General features: G+C 73.4%; 13 protein-coding genes. 3 read left to right on the forward strand and 10 right to left on the reverse strand.

What is annotated here, in order from left to right:
• From KJS59_RS03210 to KJS59_RS03220, 3 genes are read right to left on the reverse strand one after another with little or no spacing between them, the layout of a single operon-like run.
• On the reverse strand, positions 1–366 hold the full coding sequence (locus tag KJS59_RS03210; protein WP_213450703.1) for a DUF742 domain-containing protein: 366 nt from the start codon (positions 364–366) through the stop codon (positions 1–3).
• A complete protein-coding gene (locus KJS59_RS03215) occupies positions 356–790 on the reverse strand; it encodes a roadblock/LC7 domain-containing protein (protein WP_249713826.1) in 435 nt (144 codons plus the stop codon). Before KJS59_RS03215 ends, KJS59_RS03210 begins: the two co-directional genes overlap by 11 nt.
• The gene (locus KJS59_RS03220; protein ID WP_249713827.1) at positions 787–3,180 is read right to left on the reverse strand and encodes a sensor histidine kinase; all 2,394 of its coding nucleotides are present in this window, start codon (positions 3,178–3,180) and stop codon (positions 787–789) included. Before KJS59_RS03220 ends, KJS59_RS03215 begins: the two co-directional genes overlap by 4 nt.
• Before the next feature lie 501 nt (positions 3,181–3,681).
• Here KJS59_RS03220 and idi point away from each other — a divergent pair.
• Entirely contained in the window at positions 3,682–4,218 is a 537-nt protein-coding gene (gene idi, locus KJS59_RS03225) for an isopentenyl-diphosphate Delta-isomerase (protein ID WP_213450704.1), read from the forward strand.
• A gap of 104 nt (positions 4,219–4,322) precedes the next feature.
• Here idi and KJS59_RS03230 read toward each other — a convergent pair whose 3' ends face one another.
• From KJS59_RS03230 to KJS59_RS03260, 7 genes are all read right to left on the reverse strand, one after another.
• On the reverse strand, positions 4,323–4,787 hold the full coding sequence (locus KJS59_RS03230) for a hypothetical protein (RefSeq protein ID WP_213450705.1): 465 nt from the start codon (positions 4,785–4,787) through the stop codon (positions 4,323–4,325).
• Between the two features lie 85 nt (positions 4,788–4,872).
• Positions 4,873–5,685: an alpha/beta hydrolase gene (locus KJS59_RS03235; RefSeq protein WP_213450706.1), complete on the reverse strand. Its 813-nt coding sequence runs from the start codon at positions 5,683–5,685 to the stop codon at positions 4,873–4,875.
• Positions 5,682–7,082 (reverse strand): flavin-containing monooxygenase, encoded by a 1,401-nt coding sequence (locus KJS59_RS03240; protein ID WP_249713828.1) that lies wholly within the window; start codon positions 7,080–7,082, stop codon positions 5,682–5,684. The genes KJS59_RS03235 and KJS59_RS03240 overlap by 4 nt, the downstream gene beginning before the upstream one ends.
• 47 nt (positions 7,083–7,129) lie before the next feature.
• Entirely contained in the window at positions 7,130–7,834 is a 705-nt protein-coding gene (locus tag KJS59_RS03245; RefSeq protein WP_213450708.1) for an endonuclease/exonuclease/phosphatase family protein, read from the reverse strand.
• 11 nt (positions 7,835–7,845) lie between these two features.
• Positions 7,846–8,793 carry an ROK family glucokinase gene (locus KJS59_RS03250; protein ID WP_213450709.1) on the reverse strand — a complete coding sequence of 316 codons (948 nt, stop codon included), beginning with the start codon at positions 8,791–8,793 and terminating at the stop codon, positions 7,846–7,848.
• A gap of 48 nt (positions 8,794–8,841) precedes the next feature.
• Positions 8,842–9,657, reverse strand: a complete 816-nt coding sequence (locus KJS59_RS03255) for a hypothetical protein (RefSeq protein WP_213450710.1) — start codon at positions 9,655–9,657, stop codon at positions 8,842–8,844.
• Complete coding sequence (locus KJS59_RS03260; RefSeq protein ID WP_213450711.1) at positions 9,657–10,112, reverse strand: SRPBCC family protein; 456 nt, start codon at positions 10,110–10,112, stop codon at positions 9,657–9,659. Before KJS59_RS03260 ends, KJS59_RS03255 begins: the two co-directional genes overlap by 1 nt.
• 123 nt (positions 10,113–10,235) lie before the next feature.
• On the opposite strand from KJS59_RS03260, the gene KJS59_RS03265 reads away from it, so the two are divergent.
• Both KJS59_RS03265 and KJS59_RS03270 read left to right on the forward strand, forming a co-directional pair.
• Complete coding sequence (locus KJS59_RS03265) at positions 10,236–12,047, forward strand: AMP-dependent synthetase/ligase (RefSeq protein ID WP_213450777.1); 1,812 nt, start codon at positions 10,236–10,238, stop codon at positions 12,045–12,047.
• Positions 12,028–13,764 (forward strand): GAF domain-containing sensor histidine kinase, encoded by a 1,737-nt coding sequence (locus tag KJS59_RS03270; RefSeq protein WP_213450712.1) that lies wholly within the window; start codon positions 12,028–12,030, stop codon positions 13,762–13,764. The genes KJS59_RS03265 and KJS59_RS03270 overlap by 20 nt, the downstream gene beginning before the upstream one ends.
• The last annotated feature ends 27 nt before the right edge of the window (positions 13,765–13,791 follow it).

Below are 13,791 nucleotides of genomic sequence, written 5' to 3' on the forward strand. Positions count from 1 at the left end.
TCAGAGTCGTTCCAGGCCGGCGAGAACCGTTTCCAGCAACCGAAGATCCTGGATCTGCTGTTGGGCCGGAGCACCGATGCCCAGGTACCCCTGCTCGAGGAGCACATCGACCATGATCTTGATGATGGCGAGCGGGAGGTGCAGGAAGGCAGACAGCTCGGCGATGGACACCCAGGCGCCGCACCGGCCGACGATGTCCTGGTACTCCGGCTCCAGCCGGTTCAGGTCACGGGGGAGGGCGACCACCTGCGTGGCCAGATCCAGGCTCGTGTTGCGCGGGCTGGTCTGGCCGTTGACCAGAATGTACAGCGGGACCAGTCGCCCCGCCGCGAACTCGTCATCGCCGTCCCACACGTCATACGCCATGGCCCCCGCCAGGTTGGCCATTGCCGGTCAGGGCCGGGCGTGCCTCGGTGCCGAGGTACTCACCGATCCGGATCACCAGCCGGCCCATCTCGTAGGCGACCGTTCCCATGTCGACGCCCGGCTCGCACAGGACGGCCAGGCGCGCGTGCTGCCCGGCGGCGGCGAGGAACAGGATCTGGTCCTGATACTCGACGACGATCTGCTCCACCGCTCCGCTGCCGATGCGCCGGCCCGTTCCGGCGGCGACGCTGTACATCGAGGACGAGCCGGCCGCCAGGATCTCCGCGGTCTCCTGGGGCAACGACGTCGACTTCTGAACGATCAGCCCGTCGGTGGATACGACAACCGCAAAGACAACCCGCGGAGTCTCCACGAGACCATCTAGCATCCAGGCCAGATCGTTGTGCTGGGTTGAGTGGCTCACGCTTTCCCGCCTTGATCAGCTCTCGTTAGTGCGCTGTCGTTGTTCGCGCCCCGACCGTGGGTCCGGCCCTGTTGGTACCTCGCATACCGATCCCGGGCCTCTTCCGGCGACCTCGCGCGAGCCGCGTCCTCCGGCGTGCCGGCGCTCGGCGCGTCCTCCTCGCGCAGCTCGGGCACGAGGTGCTGTTGCGGCTGGCGGTGTGGCAGGGCCGGACGTCCGTCGGCCTGCGGGACGGGCGAGTCGGCGCCGCCGGCGGGCGCGACGGAGGTGTCCGGTTGCCGGGCAACCGGGGCGCTGCCGTTGGTGCGGTGCTCGCTCATCGTGTCACCCGTAGGTTCGGGTCCGCGGCCCGCCGCGAGGATGTCGTGCAGCCCGGAGACCGACCCGTTCGGTACGGTCGCCACCCCCGTGGCAACGCGCCGGGCGGCGTCGGGCGGCGTCGCCGGGGCGGGCGGAGCCACCAGACCGGTGCCCAACCGCTCGCTGTCGGCAAGCACGGGCGCGGAGTCGACGGACTCGGGCTGGGTGGGCTGGATCGGCTCGATGGCGAGCACCCGCTCAGGCAGGAGCACGATGGCCAGCAGGCCGCCGTAGGCGGACCTGCGCAGGCTCACCTGAACGCCCTCGCGCTTGGCCAGCTCCGCGACGACGTACAGGCCGACCTGCGCGCCACCCTTCAGCTCGGTCACGTCCGGCGTGGGCGCCGTGGCCAGCAGCTTGTTGGCGCGCTCCACGGCCTCCGGGCTCATGCCCACGCCGGCGTCCTCGATCTCCACGACGACGCCGTGCCGGACCTCCATGCACGTGACCCAGACCGTCGTCTTCGGCGGGGAGAACGCGAGCGCGTTGTCCAGCAGCTCCGCCAGCAGGTGGATGGTTCCGGCGATCGAGGGCCCCACCAGGGCCACATCGGGAGCGCCCCGCAGCGTGATCCGCTGGTAATGCTGCGTCTCCGCGAACGACGCCAGCAGCACCCGGCGCAGCGGCACCGGGTTCTTGAACCGACGGCCGATCTGACCACCGGCCAGAATGACCAGGTTCTCCAGGAAGCGCCGGGTCTGGTTGAGCTGGTGGTTGATGTCGAACAGCTGCCGGAGCAGCTCGTCGTCGCCGATCCGGTTCTGCAGCTCCTCCACGACCTTGAGGCCGCGCTGCAGCGGGCGCTGCGGGCGGCGTGCCACGCCCATCAGCATCGCGAGACCGGCGGCCCGGGTCCTGGCCTCGTCGACGGCCGCACCCGCCGCGACGTGCAGCGACCGGTTGATGACCTCGGCGACCTGGCCGATCTCGTCGCTTCCGTAGTCGCGGGTCGGCAGCTCGACCCCGATGTCGACCTGTTCGCGCTGGCGCAGCCGGTCCATCATGGCCGGCAGCCGCTGGTCGACCGTTTCGGCGGCGTCCCGACCCAGCCGCGCCAGGCGGACGGACAGCGCCTGGTCCACCAGGACCTGCGACTGGCGGACCGCCCACAGGATCGCGGCGACCGCGATGGCCAGCGCGAGCAGGCTGCCCACCGTCGCGATGAGCAGCTGGTTGTTACCGGTGCGCAGCGCCTGCGCCGAGACCTGGTCGGCCTGCGTGACGGTCAGGTCGATCAACGCGTCCGACACCTGGCGGGTCAGCGTCTGCCAGCGCGCGACGTCCACCGACAGGGTACGGGGGACGCGGTTGTGCCACGCGCCCTCGCTGATGATCGCGTTCTCCGCGGCGACGAGTTGCCGCCACGGCTCGCTCGCCGTGAGGCTCTCGAACTTCTGGCGGACCTGCGGCTCGAGGTGTGGCGCGACGGTGGTCAGGCCCATGTGGTAGGCGCCCACCAGGTTGACGAACGCGAGGTGGTCCTGCTGGCTGAAGGCGCGGGCGCCGAACGCGGCCTCGATCGTCGATCCGGCCCGCGACATCCGGTCGCTGGCCCGCCACACCTCGGTCCCCGCGATGCCGCCCTTGGTCGCCTCGGCGTCGGGCACGATCCGGGCCTGGGTGTCGAACAGGGCGCTGGCCGCGTCCAGCAGCTTGTTGTAGAAGTCGTAGGCGGCCAGCGGGCCGGACGACCTCGAGTCGACGCCGCTCCGGACGCCCGGAAGCCGGTCCAGGTAGTCCGCCACGGCCTTCCACCGGGTGGTGATGGATTCGGGAGCGCTGGCCAGTACGGCGTCGGCGGCGGTGCGCATCTCGGCCACCCGCCGATCGGTCTGCTGCCGCTGTTCGAGCAGCTCGGGCATGCTCCGCGAGGACTGGCTGAGGTAGGCCACCGTCAGCCGCCGCTCCTGCTGGATCGACGACAGGGCGGAGACCGCCGGAATGGATACCTCGCGGACCCCGTTGGCGACCTCCCGGTTGTAAAACCCTTGGAAAACGAGGTACCCGGAAGCCAGCAGCCAAAGGACCACGGCAACGACACTGGGGACGAGGACCAGCCTGATGACCCGCCGCTTGATGGAACGCTGTCGACCGCCTCCGCGGCCCGACGCCGACGCCGGGTCGCCGTCAGTTTGGTCACGTTGTTTGGTCGCGGAGTCGCGCTGTTCTCGCACCAACACTCATCCAATCAGAGCAGCCTAAGGAGCCGGCGGCGACAACTGCTGGCCAACGCCGATGCGAGTCCAGACCCTACCGTTGCATCCGCTTTCAGCACTACCCGCATGGCACCATAGCCCATCGGGTAAGTCGTTACGCCGCCTCGGTTCCCATCCGGACACCGGCCCGCTTCACGCTCGGTTGTCGGCTGTGGATGCGGCGGCCGCGCCGGCCGTCCTCGTCGGACAGGCGCGGGCCCCCTTCCGATCCGCGGCGCCCCGGCCCACAATGGTCAGCACCTGGATGATCAACTGGCGGGGCGCCGTGCTTGTGATCCTCACCGGCCTCGCCACAAGCGCACAATCGGGAGCATCGTGAACAGTCGGGAGCACCACCTCGTCCAGCTCGTCGGCGCCGATGGCAGCACGATCGGCGAGATGACCGTCGAAGACGCGCACCGCGCGCCGGGGCGCCTGCACCGGGCCTTCTCCGTCCTGCTCCGCTCCCCCGACGGCCGGCTGCTGCTGCAACAGCGCGCCGCCACGAAAACCCGCTTCGCGCTGCGCTGGGCCAACGCCTGCTGCGGCCACCCCATGCCGGGCGACACGGTCACCGACGCCGCCGCCCGGCGCCTGGCCGAGGAGCTGGGCGTGACGGGCGTCCCCCTGCGCGAGGTCGGCGTGCACCTCTACCAGGCCGAGGACCCCGCGACCGGCCGGGTGGAGTTCGAGCACGACCACGTGCTGGTCGGCACCTTCGCCGGCGAGCCACCCGCCATCGATCCCGCCGAGGTGGCCACCGTCGAATGGGTCGACCCCGAGGAGCTGTTCGCGCGGGTCGCCCGCCGTCCCGACTGCTACGCCCCCTGGCTGGCGGGGGTCCTCGACGCGTGGCGGTCATCCGCGCGATGACCGTCGGACGCCCGGGCCCGGTGCTTCAGGCCGCGCCGAACCCTTGCGGCAAAACCCCGGGTGCGATATACGTGGGGACCGGCAGTGGTGATCTTCTCCGGCCTTTAGTTATCTATTGTGGAGGGATGCACTTCTCCCGGCGCCGCGACCCCGTCGGGCGAATCGGGTGGCGCAAGCAGGTCGAGTGCCCGCGACGCCGTCAGGTTGGACCGGTCGGGGTCGGCGACGTCGAACAGGCGCGCATCCGTTTCGCGCGCAAGAGCGACCAACCCGTCCAGCACCCGCGCGATCTCGTGCCGGAATTCGGGCACCGGCTCATCCCACGAGTTGTCGGTGAACTCGATGACGACTCTTTGGATTCCGTTTACCCCGGCGTAGACGAACGCATCGAAGCTCGTCCGCTCCCCCATCGCTTCGACTTCGACGATGTCGCCTTCCACCATCGGCAAGTCCAACTCGGGGTCATCGCCGAACAACTCGCGCAATCTGCCGGCCACGACATCAACCGGCAACTCGGTGCCCGGCCCACCGGCTTCGTCGCATCGCATGACCACCAGTTGGTCACCCATATCGGCGCACCCTCCCCCGCCGCGCTCCGGGCGTCCAATATGGAGGCCGTAGGTTCCCTGCGGTGCGGCAGCGCGGCGCCGCGCGCTACAGGACCGACCCCTTGTCCAGCCAGTCCAGGATGGCGTCGATCGGCTCCCGCCAGCGGGCGTCGAGCATCAGTTCGTGGCCCATGCCGGGGAACAGCAGCGGCGCACCACCGTAACGGCGGGCCGCCTCGGTCAGCGCCTTCGCGGGGACGACCCGGTCGTCCGGGCTGCCGGCGACCAGCACCGGCGGGTCACCCACGGCAGGCTCCGGCGGCCGGTGCCGCAGCAACTGCCACTGCGCCCGGGCGGAGGCCCGACCGCGACGATCCGCGTACTCGTCGGCCAGGTGCTCGGGCAGTTCGCGGCTGAACAGCTGCCGGCGTGACAGCCGCAGCGGCCCGCCGAACAGCGCCGGGACCGTACCGAACGGGTTGCGGGCCAGCGCCGCGCGCAGCGGACCGAACCCGCCCAGCACCGGGGAAACCAGCACCGCCGCCCGCGCCGGGTAGCGAGCCAGCCCGTACGCCACCACCAGGGCGCCGGCGCCGTGCCCCACCAGCACCGCGCGGCGCGGCAGGGCCGCCGCCTCCTGCACCACGTCATGGGCGTACTCGCGCAGCGTCGCCCCCGGACCGGGCGCGCTCAGGCCGTGCCCGCGCGGGCTGACCGCGTACGCCGGAAAGCCCCGGCCGGCGGCGTGGTCGAGCCAGTGCTCGGCGAACGCGCCGGCGCCCGAACCGAAGCCGGGGACGAACAACAGGGGCGGCTTGCCCTCGTCCCCGGCGGGCAGCGCGCGCCGCACCTCCCGCCGGACCGGCGCCGGGGGCCGCGCCCACTCCCGGGACCGGATGATCCGAGTGCCGCCGCTCATGCCGGAACCGCCTTCAGATCGTCCAGGGCCCGTTGCAACTCGCGCAGGTACACGTCGTGGCTCACCTCGAACCAGTGCCGGGGCGAGTCGGTGGGGGTGGCGTCCTTCCACCTGCCGCGGGCGCCGCCGCTGACCCGCTCCCGGAACCTGGCCGCCCGCTGCGGCGCGGCCTCCCGCAGCCGCAGCCAGCGGGCGAACGCGACGCTTTGCCAATGGGCCAGCGGCAGCACCCCGCTGTCCGGTTGGACCAGGCCGGCGACCGCCAGCGTCGGCTGGGCGGCCGGGAAGGTGTGCAGGTACAGGCGCGGGCGCCCGTCCGCGTCGCGGTCCAGCAGGCCGGGGTCGAGGAACTCGAACCTCGGCTCGTACCCGGTCGCCATCACCACCAGGTCCGGATCCAGTTCGCGGCCGTCGGTGAGGATCACCGAGTGCCGGGTGAAGCGGGCCACCTCCGGCACCGGCCGGATGCCGCCGTGCCCCACGTGGTGGAGCAGCTGGCCGTTGACGATCGGGTGGGACTGGAACACCCCGTGGTCCGGCCGGGGCAGCCCGAACCGGGTGAGGTCGCCGACCACCAGCCGCAGCACCCGGTGCATCAGCCGCTGGCGCAGCCACAGCGGCAGCCGCCAGCGCAGGACGCCCGCGTTGACCTGGTCGGTGGGGCGGCCCATCAGGTACTTCGGCGCGTACCAGTAGCCGCGGCGGGTGGAGTGCCAGCAGCGCGCCGCGTGCGTGGCCGCCTCGACCGCGATGTCGCAGCCGGTGTTGCCGCCGCCCACGACCAGAACCTTGCGGCCGCGCACCTGGTTCGGCTCCTTGTAGGCGGACCCGTGGATGATCTCGCCCCGGTAGCTCTCCTGCCCCTCGTACGCGGGCATCCGCGGCGCCCAGTTGTGCCCGTTGGCGACCACCACCGCGGCGTACCGGGAGGTGCGCTGGGAGCCGCACCCCCCGGTGCTGCGGGTGGTGACGTCCCACCGGTCGCCACCGGCCGGCTCGACGCGCACCACCTCGGTGCCGAACCAGACGTGCGGCTTGAGTTCGAAATGCTCCGCGTACCGCTCCAGATAGGACAGCACCAGGCCGTGCGCCGGGTAGTCCGGCCAGGCGTCCGGCATCGGGAAATCCGGGTACTGGCTCATCGGCTTGGACGAGATCAGGTGGGTGCCGGCGGAGACCGGGCTGCGGTCGTGGCGCCAGTTCCAGGCGCCGCCCACGCCGGTCTCCCGCTCGTAGCAGTCCACCCCGAAGCCGTGCTCGAGCAGGTTCTTCACGGCGGCCAGCCCGCTCGCGCCGGCGCCGATCACGCACACGGTGCCGCCGCGGTCCGAGACCGCGCGACCGTCCCGGGTCAGCGGGAGGGTTCCGTTGGCGTCGTACCCGGGGTCCGTACTCACGGACCGGAATCCTTCCCGTTCCGCCGCGCGGTTGTCCACCCCTCCCGTTACGCCGGATTCGCGCCGGGGCCGGGCAGCGTGAGATCGGCCACGATCGCGAAGTGGTCGCTGGCCCGGCGGGCCGCCGGGGTGTCCACCACCCGGTAGCCGCGCACCTCGATACGGGGGTCCACGAACAGCGCGTCGATCCGCTCGTACGGGTGCGCGACCGGGAACGTGTGCCGGTTGCCGGCGCCGGTCCGCTCGGCCACGTCCACCATGCCCTCGGCCAGGACGTTCCAAGCGGTACCGCCGGCGGGGCCCTCGTTCACGTCCACGCCGGCCACGAGGGGGGCGTCGAGGCCGGCGACCGCCTCGCGGAACTGGCGCGCCTGCGCCGGCCGCTCCTGCGGGTCCGTGGACAGGTGCGTGCCCGCCACCGCGAACCGCACCCCCTCGACCGCACAGGTGGCGATCGCGGCGCCGCGCATGTGCCGGCCCGGCGTCAGCGGGTAGCGCACCGACCGGCTCGCCAGCACCCGCACCCGCAGGCTGGTGAGCAGCAGGTTGCCCAGCGAGTGCAGGCCGCCCTCGGCCACCACGAGGTCGAACGAGCGGGCCAGCGCGGCGGTCCGGTGCCGCCAGCGGAACCGACGCGGCCCCTCCTGCACCACCAGCACGTCCGGCCTCAGCTCGCGGACCACGTCGGCCAGCGCGTCCCGGTCGTCCCGGGACGAGTGGACGTTGTACGAGACGACGCGCAGACCGGTCATCGGCGGGCCGGTCAGCGCAGCCGGGCCAGGTCGGCCGCGCCGATCATGCCGGCGGGGTTGCCCAGCTCGGCCGGGACCACCGGGGCGATCGGCGAGCGACCCCGCTGCGCCAGCGCCTCCTGGTACGCCGCCCGGGCCGGCGCCAGCAGCAGGTCGCCCGCGTCCACCACGCCGCCGCCGACGACCAGCACCTGCGGGTCCAGGACCTGCACCAGGTCCGCGAGGCCGACGCCGAGCCACCGGCCCAGCGTGGCGAACGCCTCCCGGGCCACCTCATCGCCGGCGTGCGCGGCGACGGTCACCATCGGCCCGGTGATCGCCGACACCTCGCCGCCGGCCAGTTCCAGCAGGCCGCTGGCCCGCTGCGGCTCGTCCTTGGCGCCCTGCTGGGCGAACCGGACCAGCGCGTTGCCGCTCGCGTACTGCTCCAGGCAGCCCTGCCGGCCGCAGCCGCACAACTGGCCGGCCGGGATCATGGACATGTGCCCCAGTTCGGCGGCGATCCCGTGCGCCCCGCGGACCAGCCCGCCGCCGAGCACGATGCCACCGCCGACGCCGGTCCCGATGGTCAGCATCACCATCGAGTCGTCGGCGTCCCGGGCCGCGCCGTAGCGGAACTCCGCCCACGCCGCCGCGTTCGCGTCGTTCTCCACCACCACGGGCAGGCCGGTGGCGGCCGCCACGTACTCGCGCAGCGGCTCGTCCCGCCAGGCGATGTTCGGCGCGAACAGCACCACCGAGCGGGTCTGGTCGATCCAGCCCGCGGCGCCGATGCCCACCGCCTCGACCTCGTGGGCGGCCGACAGTTCCCGGACCACCTCGACGATGGTGTCCCGCAGCACGGCCGGGTCGTCGGCCGGCGTGTCCCGCCGCGCCTGCGCGATCACCGCGCCGGACGGATCCACCACGCCGGCGGCCACCTTGGTGCCCCCGATGTCGACCCCGATCGTCAGCGTCACCCGCGCCGCCCTTCCCTCGTGCCTACGTTCTACCCGCCGCGCGCCGGCTCAGCCTGTGCCGCCGCCGAGATCATCGTCCACGGGCGGCTCCGGCGGCACCGCCCGGACGGCCTTCTTGGCCACCTTCTTGGCGACCGCCTTCTTCGCGACCGCCTTCTTGGCGACCTTCTTCGCGGCGGCCGGCCGCGGGGGCTCGGCAGCGGCGGCGCCGGCGCCCAGCTCGGTCGCGGCGCCCGCGATGTCGGCCGCACCCACCTCGCTCGCGGTTCCGGCCGGGCCCGCAGCGCCCACGGCTCCGGCGGCGCCCGCGGCGGTCGCGGCCGCCCAGGGGTCGGTCTCCGGATCCGGAGCGGGGCGGGCCACGGGCGGCTGGGGCCCGCGGGTCGCCGCGCGCCAGACGGTGTCGCTCTCCACCCCGGCCGCACCCGCCCTCCCGGCCGGCTCACCGCCTGCTTTCCCGGCCGGCTCACCGCCCGGCTTCCGGGCCGGCTCCGCAGCCTGCTTCCCGGCCGGCTTCCACGCCCGATCCTCGGCCGGCGGCTCGGGGGCGAGCGCGCGCAGCAGGCTCGCCACCCCGGCGGCCAGGTCACCGGCGCCGGTGGCGAGCCGCTCGGCTACCTCCGGGCCGGGGTCGCGCATCGCGGCGATCAGCCGGCAGACGGGGCACACGCAGCAGTCGGGGCTGTCGTTGGCCACCCGGTACTCCCGGTGCGGCGCGCCGAACAGGCCGTCCAGCAGGGCGGAGCCACCGCCCCGGCGACCCAGGCCGCGGGCGGCCACGGTGGCGGCGGCCAGCGCGGCGGCGACCAGGCGCTCGGCTTCCTCCCGCGCCGAGCCCACCGGGTCACCGGTGCCCCCGGCCATCAGCCCGCCGCGCCGAGCGACTCGACGCGCCGCTTCAGCGAGCGCAGCGCGGTATCCATGATCATCTTCTCCGCCTTGCGCTTGAACATCCCGAGCATGCCGATCGACAACTCCACCGCCAGGGTGTACGTGACCGTGCTCGTCCCGTCGCCGTTGTCCTCGATGTCGTACGAGCCGTCCTGCGCCCGCTGCATCTTCGAGGGCGCCACCAGGTGCCACTCGACGCGGCTCAGATCCTCGGCGTACTCGTACCGCAGCGTGTACTCGTCGGCCATCGGCCCGGCGTCCAGCACGAACCGGACCTGGCTGGCGTACCCGTCCTCGTACTCCTCGACCACCTCGGCCTCGCGCACCGCGTCGGCCCACTCGGGGTACCGGGCGAAGTCGCTGACCACCGCCGCCACCGCGGCCGGCGGCGCGGCGACGACGATCGACTGGGTGGAGGTGTCGGCCATGGTGCGCAGGCTACCGCGTACCCGGATGGCGTCCCGTGGGCGGCTCGCCACCGTCCGTTCCCCGGTCGGGTAGGTTCCATATCACGGGCGACGAGGGCGGGACGAGGGGCGGTGGGTGCCGAAGTGCGGGAGTTCTCCGTACCACCGGTGGTGACGGTCGGCGACGCGGCCAACCTCACGGACCCGGTCTGGGACAACGCGGACGCGCACCCGGCGGACGTGCAGTTCCGGCGCCGGTCCGGCGACCCCGGCCAGGGCGCCGGCTGGCAGGACGTGACCTGCGCGCAGTTCCGCGACGAGGTGGTCGCGGTCGCCCGCGGGCTGATCGCCCAGGGGGTCGGGCCGGGCGACCGGGTGGGCCTGATGAGCCGCACGCGCTACGAGTGGACGCTGCTGGACTACGCGATCTGGGCGGCCGGCGCGGTCACCGTGCCGATCTACGAGACGTCCAGCGCCGAGCAGGTGGCGTGGGTGCTGTCCGATTCCGGCGCCACCGCCGCCGTGCTGGAGAGCACCGCGCACGCGGAGCTCCTGGCCGGGGTCCGGGAGCAGGTGCCGGCGCTGAACAAGGTCTGGCAGATCGACCTCGGCGCGGTGGCGGACCTGGTCGCGGCCGGCGCCGGGGTGGAGCCGGAGCGGGTGGCCGAGCGCCGCCGCGCGGTCCGGGCGGACGACCTGGCCACGATCATCTACACCAGCGGCACCACCGGCCGCCCCAAGGGTTGCGTGCTCACCCACCGGAACATCTACGCGGACACCGCCAACGCGGTGGCGGCCCTGCCCGAACTGTTTCACCGGGGCGCCTCGACGCTGCTGTTCCTGCCGCTGGCGCACGCGTTCGCGCGGCTGATCCAGGTCGGCGTGGTGCAGGGCCGGGCCACCATGGGGCACACCGCGGACACGACGAACCTGGTCGACGCGCTCCAGGAGTTCAAGCCGACGTTCGTGCTGTCGGTGCCGCGGGTGTTCGAGAAGGTGCACTCGGGGGCCCGGCAGCGGGCCGAGGCGGAGGGCAAGGCGAAGATCTTCGACCGGGCCGAGCGGGTGGCGGTCGCCTACAGCCGGGCCAAGGATTCCCCGGGCGGCCCCGGCCTGCGCCTGCGCCTGGAGCACGCGCTGTTCGACCGTCTGGTCTACACCAAGCTGCGCGCCGCCCTCGGCGGCCGCTGCACGCACGCCATCTCCGGCGGTGCGCCGCTGGGCGAGCGGCTCGCGCACTTCTTCCGCGGCGTCGGGCTCACCGTCTTCGAGGGGTACGGGCTGACCGAGACCTCGCCGGCGGCCGCGGCGAACATCTCCGGGGCGACCCGCATCGGCACGGTCGGCCGCCCGCTGCCCGGGGTGGCGATCCGGGTGGCCGACGATGGCGAGGTCCTCATCTCCGGCCAGATCGTGTTCCGCGGCTACTGGAACAACGAGGCCGCCAGCCGGGAGGTCCTGGATCCGGACGGCTGGTTCCACAGCGGCGACCTCGGCGACCTGGACGCGGACGGCTTCCTGCGGATCACCGGGCGGAAGAAGGAGATCATCGTGACCGCGGCCGGCAAGAACGTCTCGCCCGCCGTGCTCGAGGACCGGCTCCGCGCCCACCCGCTGATCAGCCAGGCGCTGGTGGTCGGCGACCGGCGCCCGTTCGTGGCGGCACTGGTCACCATCGACGAGGACGCCTGGCCCGGGTGGCTGGCCTCGGTTGGTCGCCCGGCCGGCACCAGCGTCGCCGACCTGCGCGAGGACCCGGGGCTGCTGGCCGCGGTCCAGCAGGCGGTGGACGAGGCGAATGCCGCGGTCTCGCACGCCGAGGCGATCAAGGTGGTCCGGATCCTGCCCCGGGACTTCAGCGAGGCGACCGGCGAGCTGACCCCCTCCCTGAAGGTCAAGCGCGCCGTGGTGCAGAAGGAGTTTGCCGCTGAGATCGATGCGATCTACAACCGTTGAGCCGGCCGGCCGGCGGGGCGCGGCCCTGGCCCTGACCGGCCCCGGCCCCGCGCGCGCCACCCCGGCGCTGGACGCGGACGCGATCGGGCTGCCGCATCCCCTCGCGCTGGCCGCCCGGGTCATCCTGCTCGGCCTGGTGGCCGTGCTGACCCTGCTGGCCACCCGGGACGTGGCCGAGCTGCGGTGGGTCGGGCTGCTCGCGCTGTGCGCGGTGCCGGCCGTGCTGGCCGCCGGGCACCGGGTGGTGGGCACCCTGGCCCGGCTGGCCGAGGTGCTGGTCGTCGCGTTCGGCGCCAGCGACGTGGCCGCCGCGGCGATGGTCAAGCCGTCCGGGCTGGCCGCCGCCGTGGTCCTGCCGTACCTGTGCGTGCCGCTCACCTCCGCCGCGCTGCACCGGCGCGGGGTCGAGGCGGCCGCCCTGCTCGGGGTCGCCGCCGCCGCGCTGGTGGGCAGCGGCGCGGTCACCGACACCGGCGCCGGCCGGCAGATCGGCCAGGCGTGGTATCTGGCGGTCAGCGCACAGTGGCTGGTGCTGGCGGCGCTCGGCACGCTCGCCGCGCGGGCCCTGCAACGCGCGATGAGCGCCCGCGACGAGCGCCCCCAGCCGTACGCGGAGGCGACCCGGCTGCTGACCCAGCTGCGCAGCGTCGCCCGCCAGCTGCCCGGCGCCACCCTGGACCCGGGCGGCATCTCCGAGCACCTGCTGGAGGAACTGCGCGGCTTCGCCCGGGCCGACCGGGCGGCGGTGCTGTCCGCGAGCGGCGGCGGCCGGCTCGTCGTGCTCGCCCAGGCCGGGGCCGACCGGGTCGACTGGGAGACCACGTTGGACGCCGACTCGGCGATCGCCGACGCGTGGGCCACCCAGGAGCCGCAGGTCGCCAACCGCTCGCAGGCCCGCTCCGACCAGCGCGGGGACGTGTCGGCACTGGTCGTGCCGCTGGTCGCCGGGGTGCGTACGGTCGGCCTGGTGGCGCTGGAGGCGGACGTCGCCAACGCGTACCCGTCGCCGGTGATGAACCGGGTCGCCGAGCTGGCCGCGCCGGCCGCGCTGCGCCTGGAGGCCGCGCTGCTGTTCGACGAGGTGCGCTCGCTGGCCACCAACGAGGAGCGGCAGCGGCTGGCCCGGGAGATCCACGACGGGGTGGCGCAGGAACTGGTGATGGTCGGCTACGGCATCGACAACGCCCTGGCCACGCTCCCCGGGACCGCGACCGAGTCCGCGGACGAGCTGCGCAGCCTGCGCGGCGAGGTGACCCGGGTGATCACCGAGCTGCGGCTGAGCCTGTTCGAGCTGCGCTCCGAGGTGGACCGGCACGGCGGGCTGGCCGCCGCGATCGCCGAGTACGCCCGCACGGTTGGCGCCTCCGCCGGGCTGCGGGTGCACCTGTCGCTGGACGAGTCGACCGCCCGGCTGCCCGCCGCCACCGAGGCTGAGCTGCTCAGAATCGCCCAAGAGGCGATCACCAATGCCCGTAAGCACGCCGGGGCCGCGAACCTTTGGGTGACTTGTGCCGTTGATCCCCCATTTGCTCAGATAGAAGTGTCGGACGACGGACAGGGCATCCCCGACCAGCGGCCGGACGGCCGGTACGGCCTTGCGATCATGGCGGAGAGGGCGGAACGTATCCGAGGCCGTCTGGAGATCAGACCGCGACACCCCAGCGGAACAACAGTCGCGGTAGTGCTCGGAACCTCGCCTCGACGCGATAGCTTGTAGCGAGCACCAGGAATGGGAGACATTCGC

The sequence above is a fragment of the Rhizomonospora bruguierae genome, assembly GCF_018397995.1.
Classification (GTDB): domain Bacteria; phylum Actinomycetota; class Actinomycetes; order Mycobacteriales; family Micromonosporaceae; genus Rhizomonospora; species Rhizomonospora bruguierae.

Coding starts and splice junctions, on each gene's coding strand:
- KJS59_RS03210 (WP_213450703.1), bottom strand. CDS start 366: ATGGCGTATGACGTGTGGGACGGCGATGACGAGTTCGCGGCGGGGCGA.
- KJS59_RS03230 (WP_213450705.1), bottom strand. CDS start 4,787: ATGGGTGACCAACTGGTGGTCATGCGATGCGACGAAGCCGGTGGGCCG.
- KJS59_RS03235 (WP_213450706.1), bottom strand. CDS start 5,685: ATGAGCGGCGGCACTCGGATCATCCGGTCCCGGGAGTGGGCGCGGCCC.
- KJS59_RS03245 (WP_213450708.1), bottom strand. CDS start 7,834: ATGACCGGTCTGCGCGTCGTCTCGTACAACGTCCACTCGTCCCGGGAC.
- KJS59_RS03255 (WP_213450710.1), bottom strand. CDS start 9,657: ATGGCCGGGGGCACCGGTGACCCGGTGGGCTCGGCGCGGGAGGAAGCC.
- KJS59_RS03260 (WP_213450711.1), bottom strand. CDS start 10,112: ATGGCCGACACCTCCACCCAGTCGATCGTCGTCGCCGCGCCGCCGGCC.
- KJS59_RS03270 (WP_213450712.1), top strand. CDS start 12,028: ATGCGATCTACAACCGTTGAGCCGGCCGGCCGGCGGGGCGCGGCCCTG.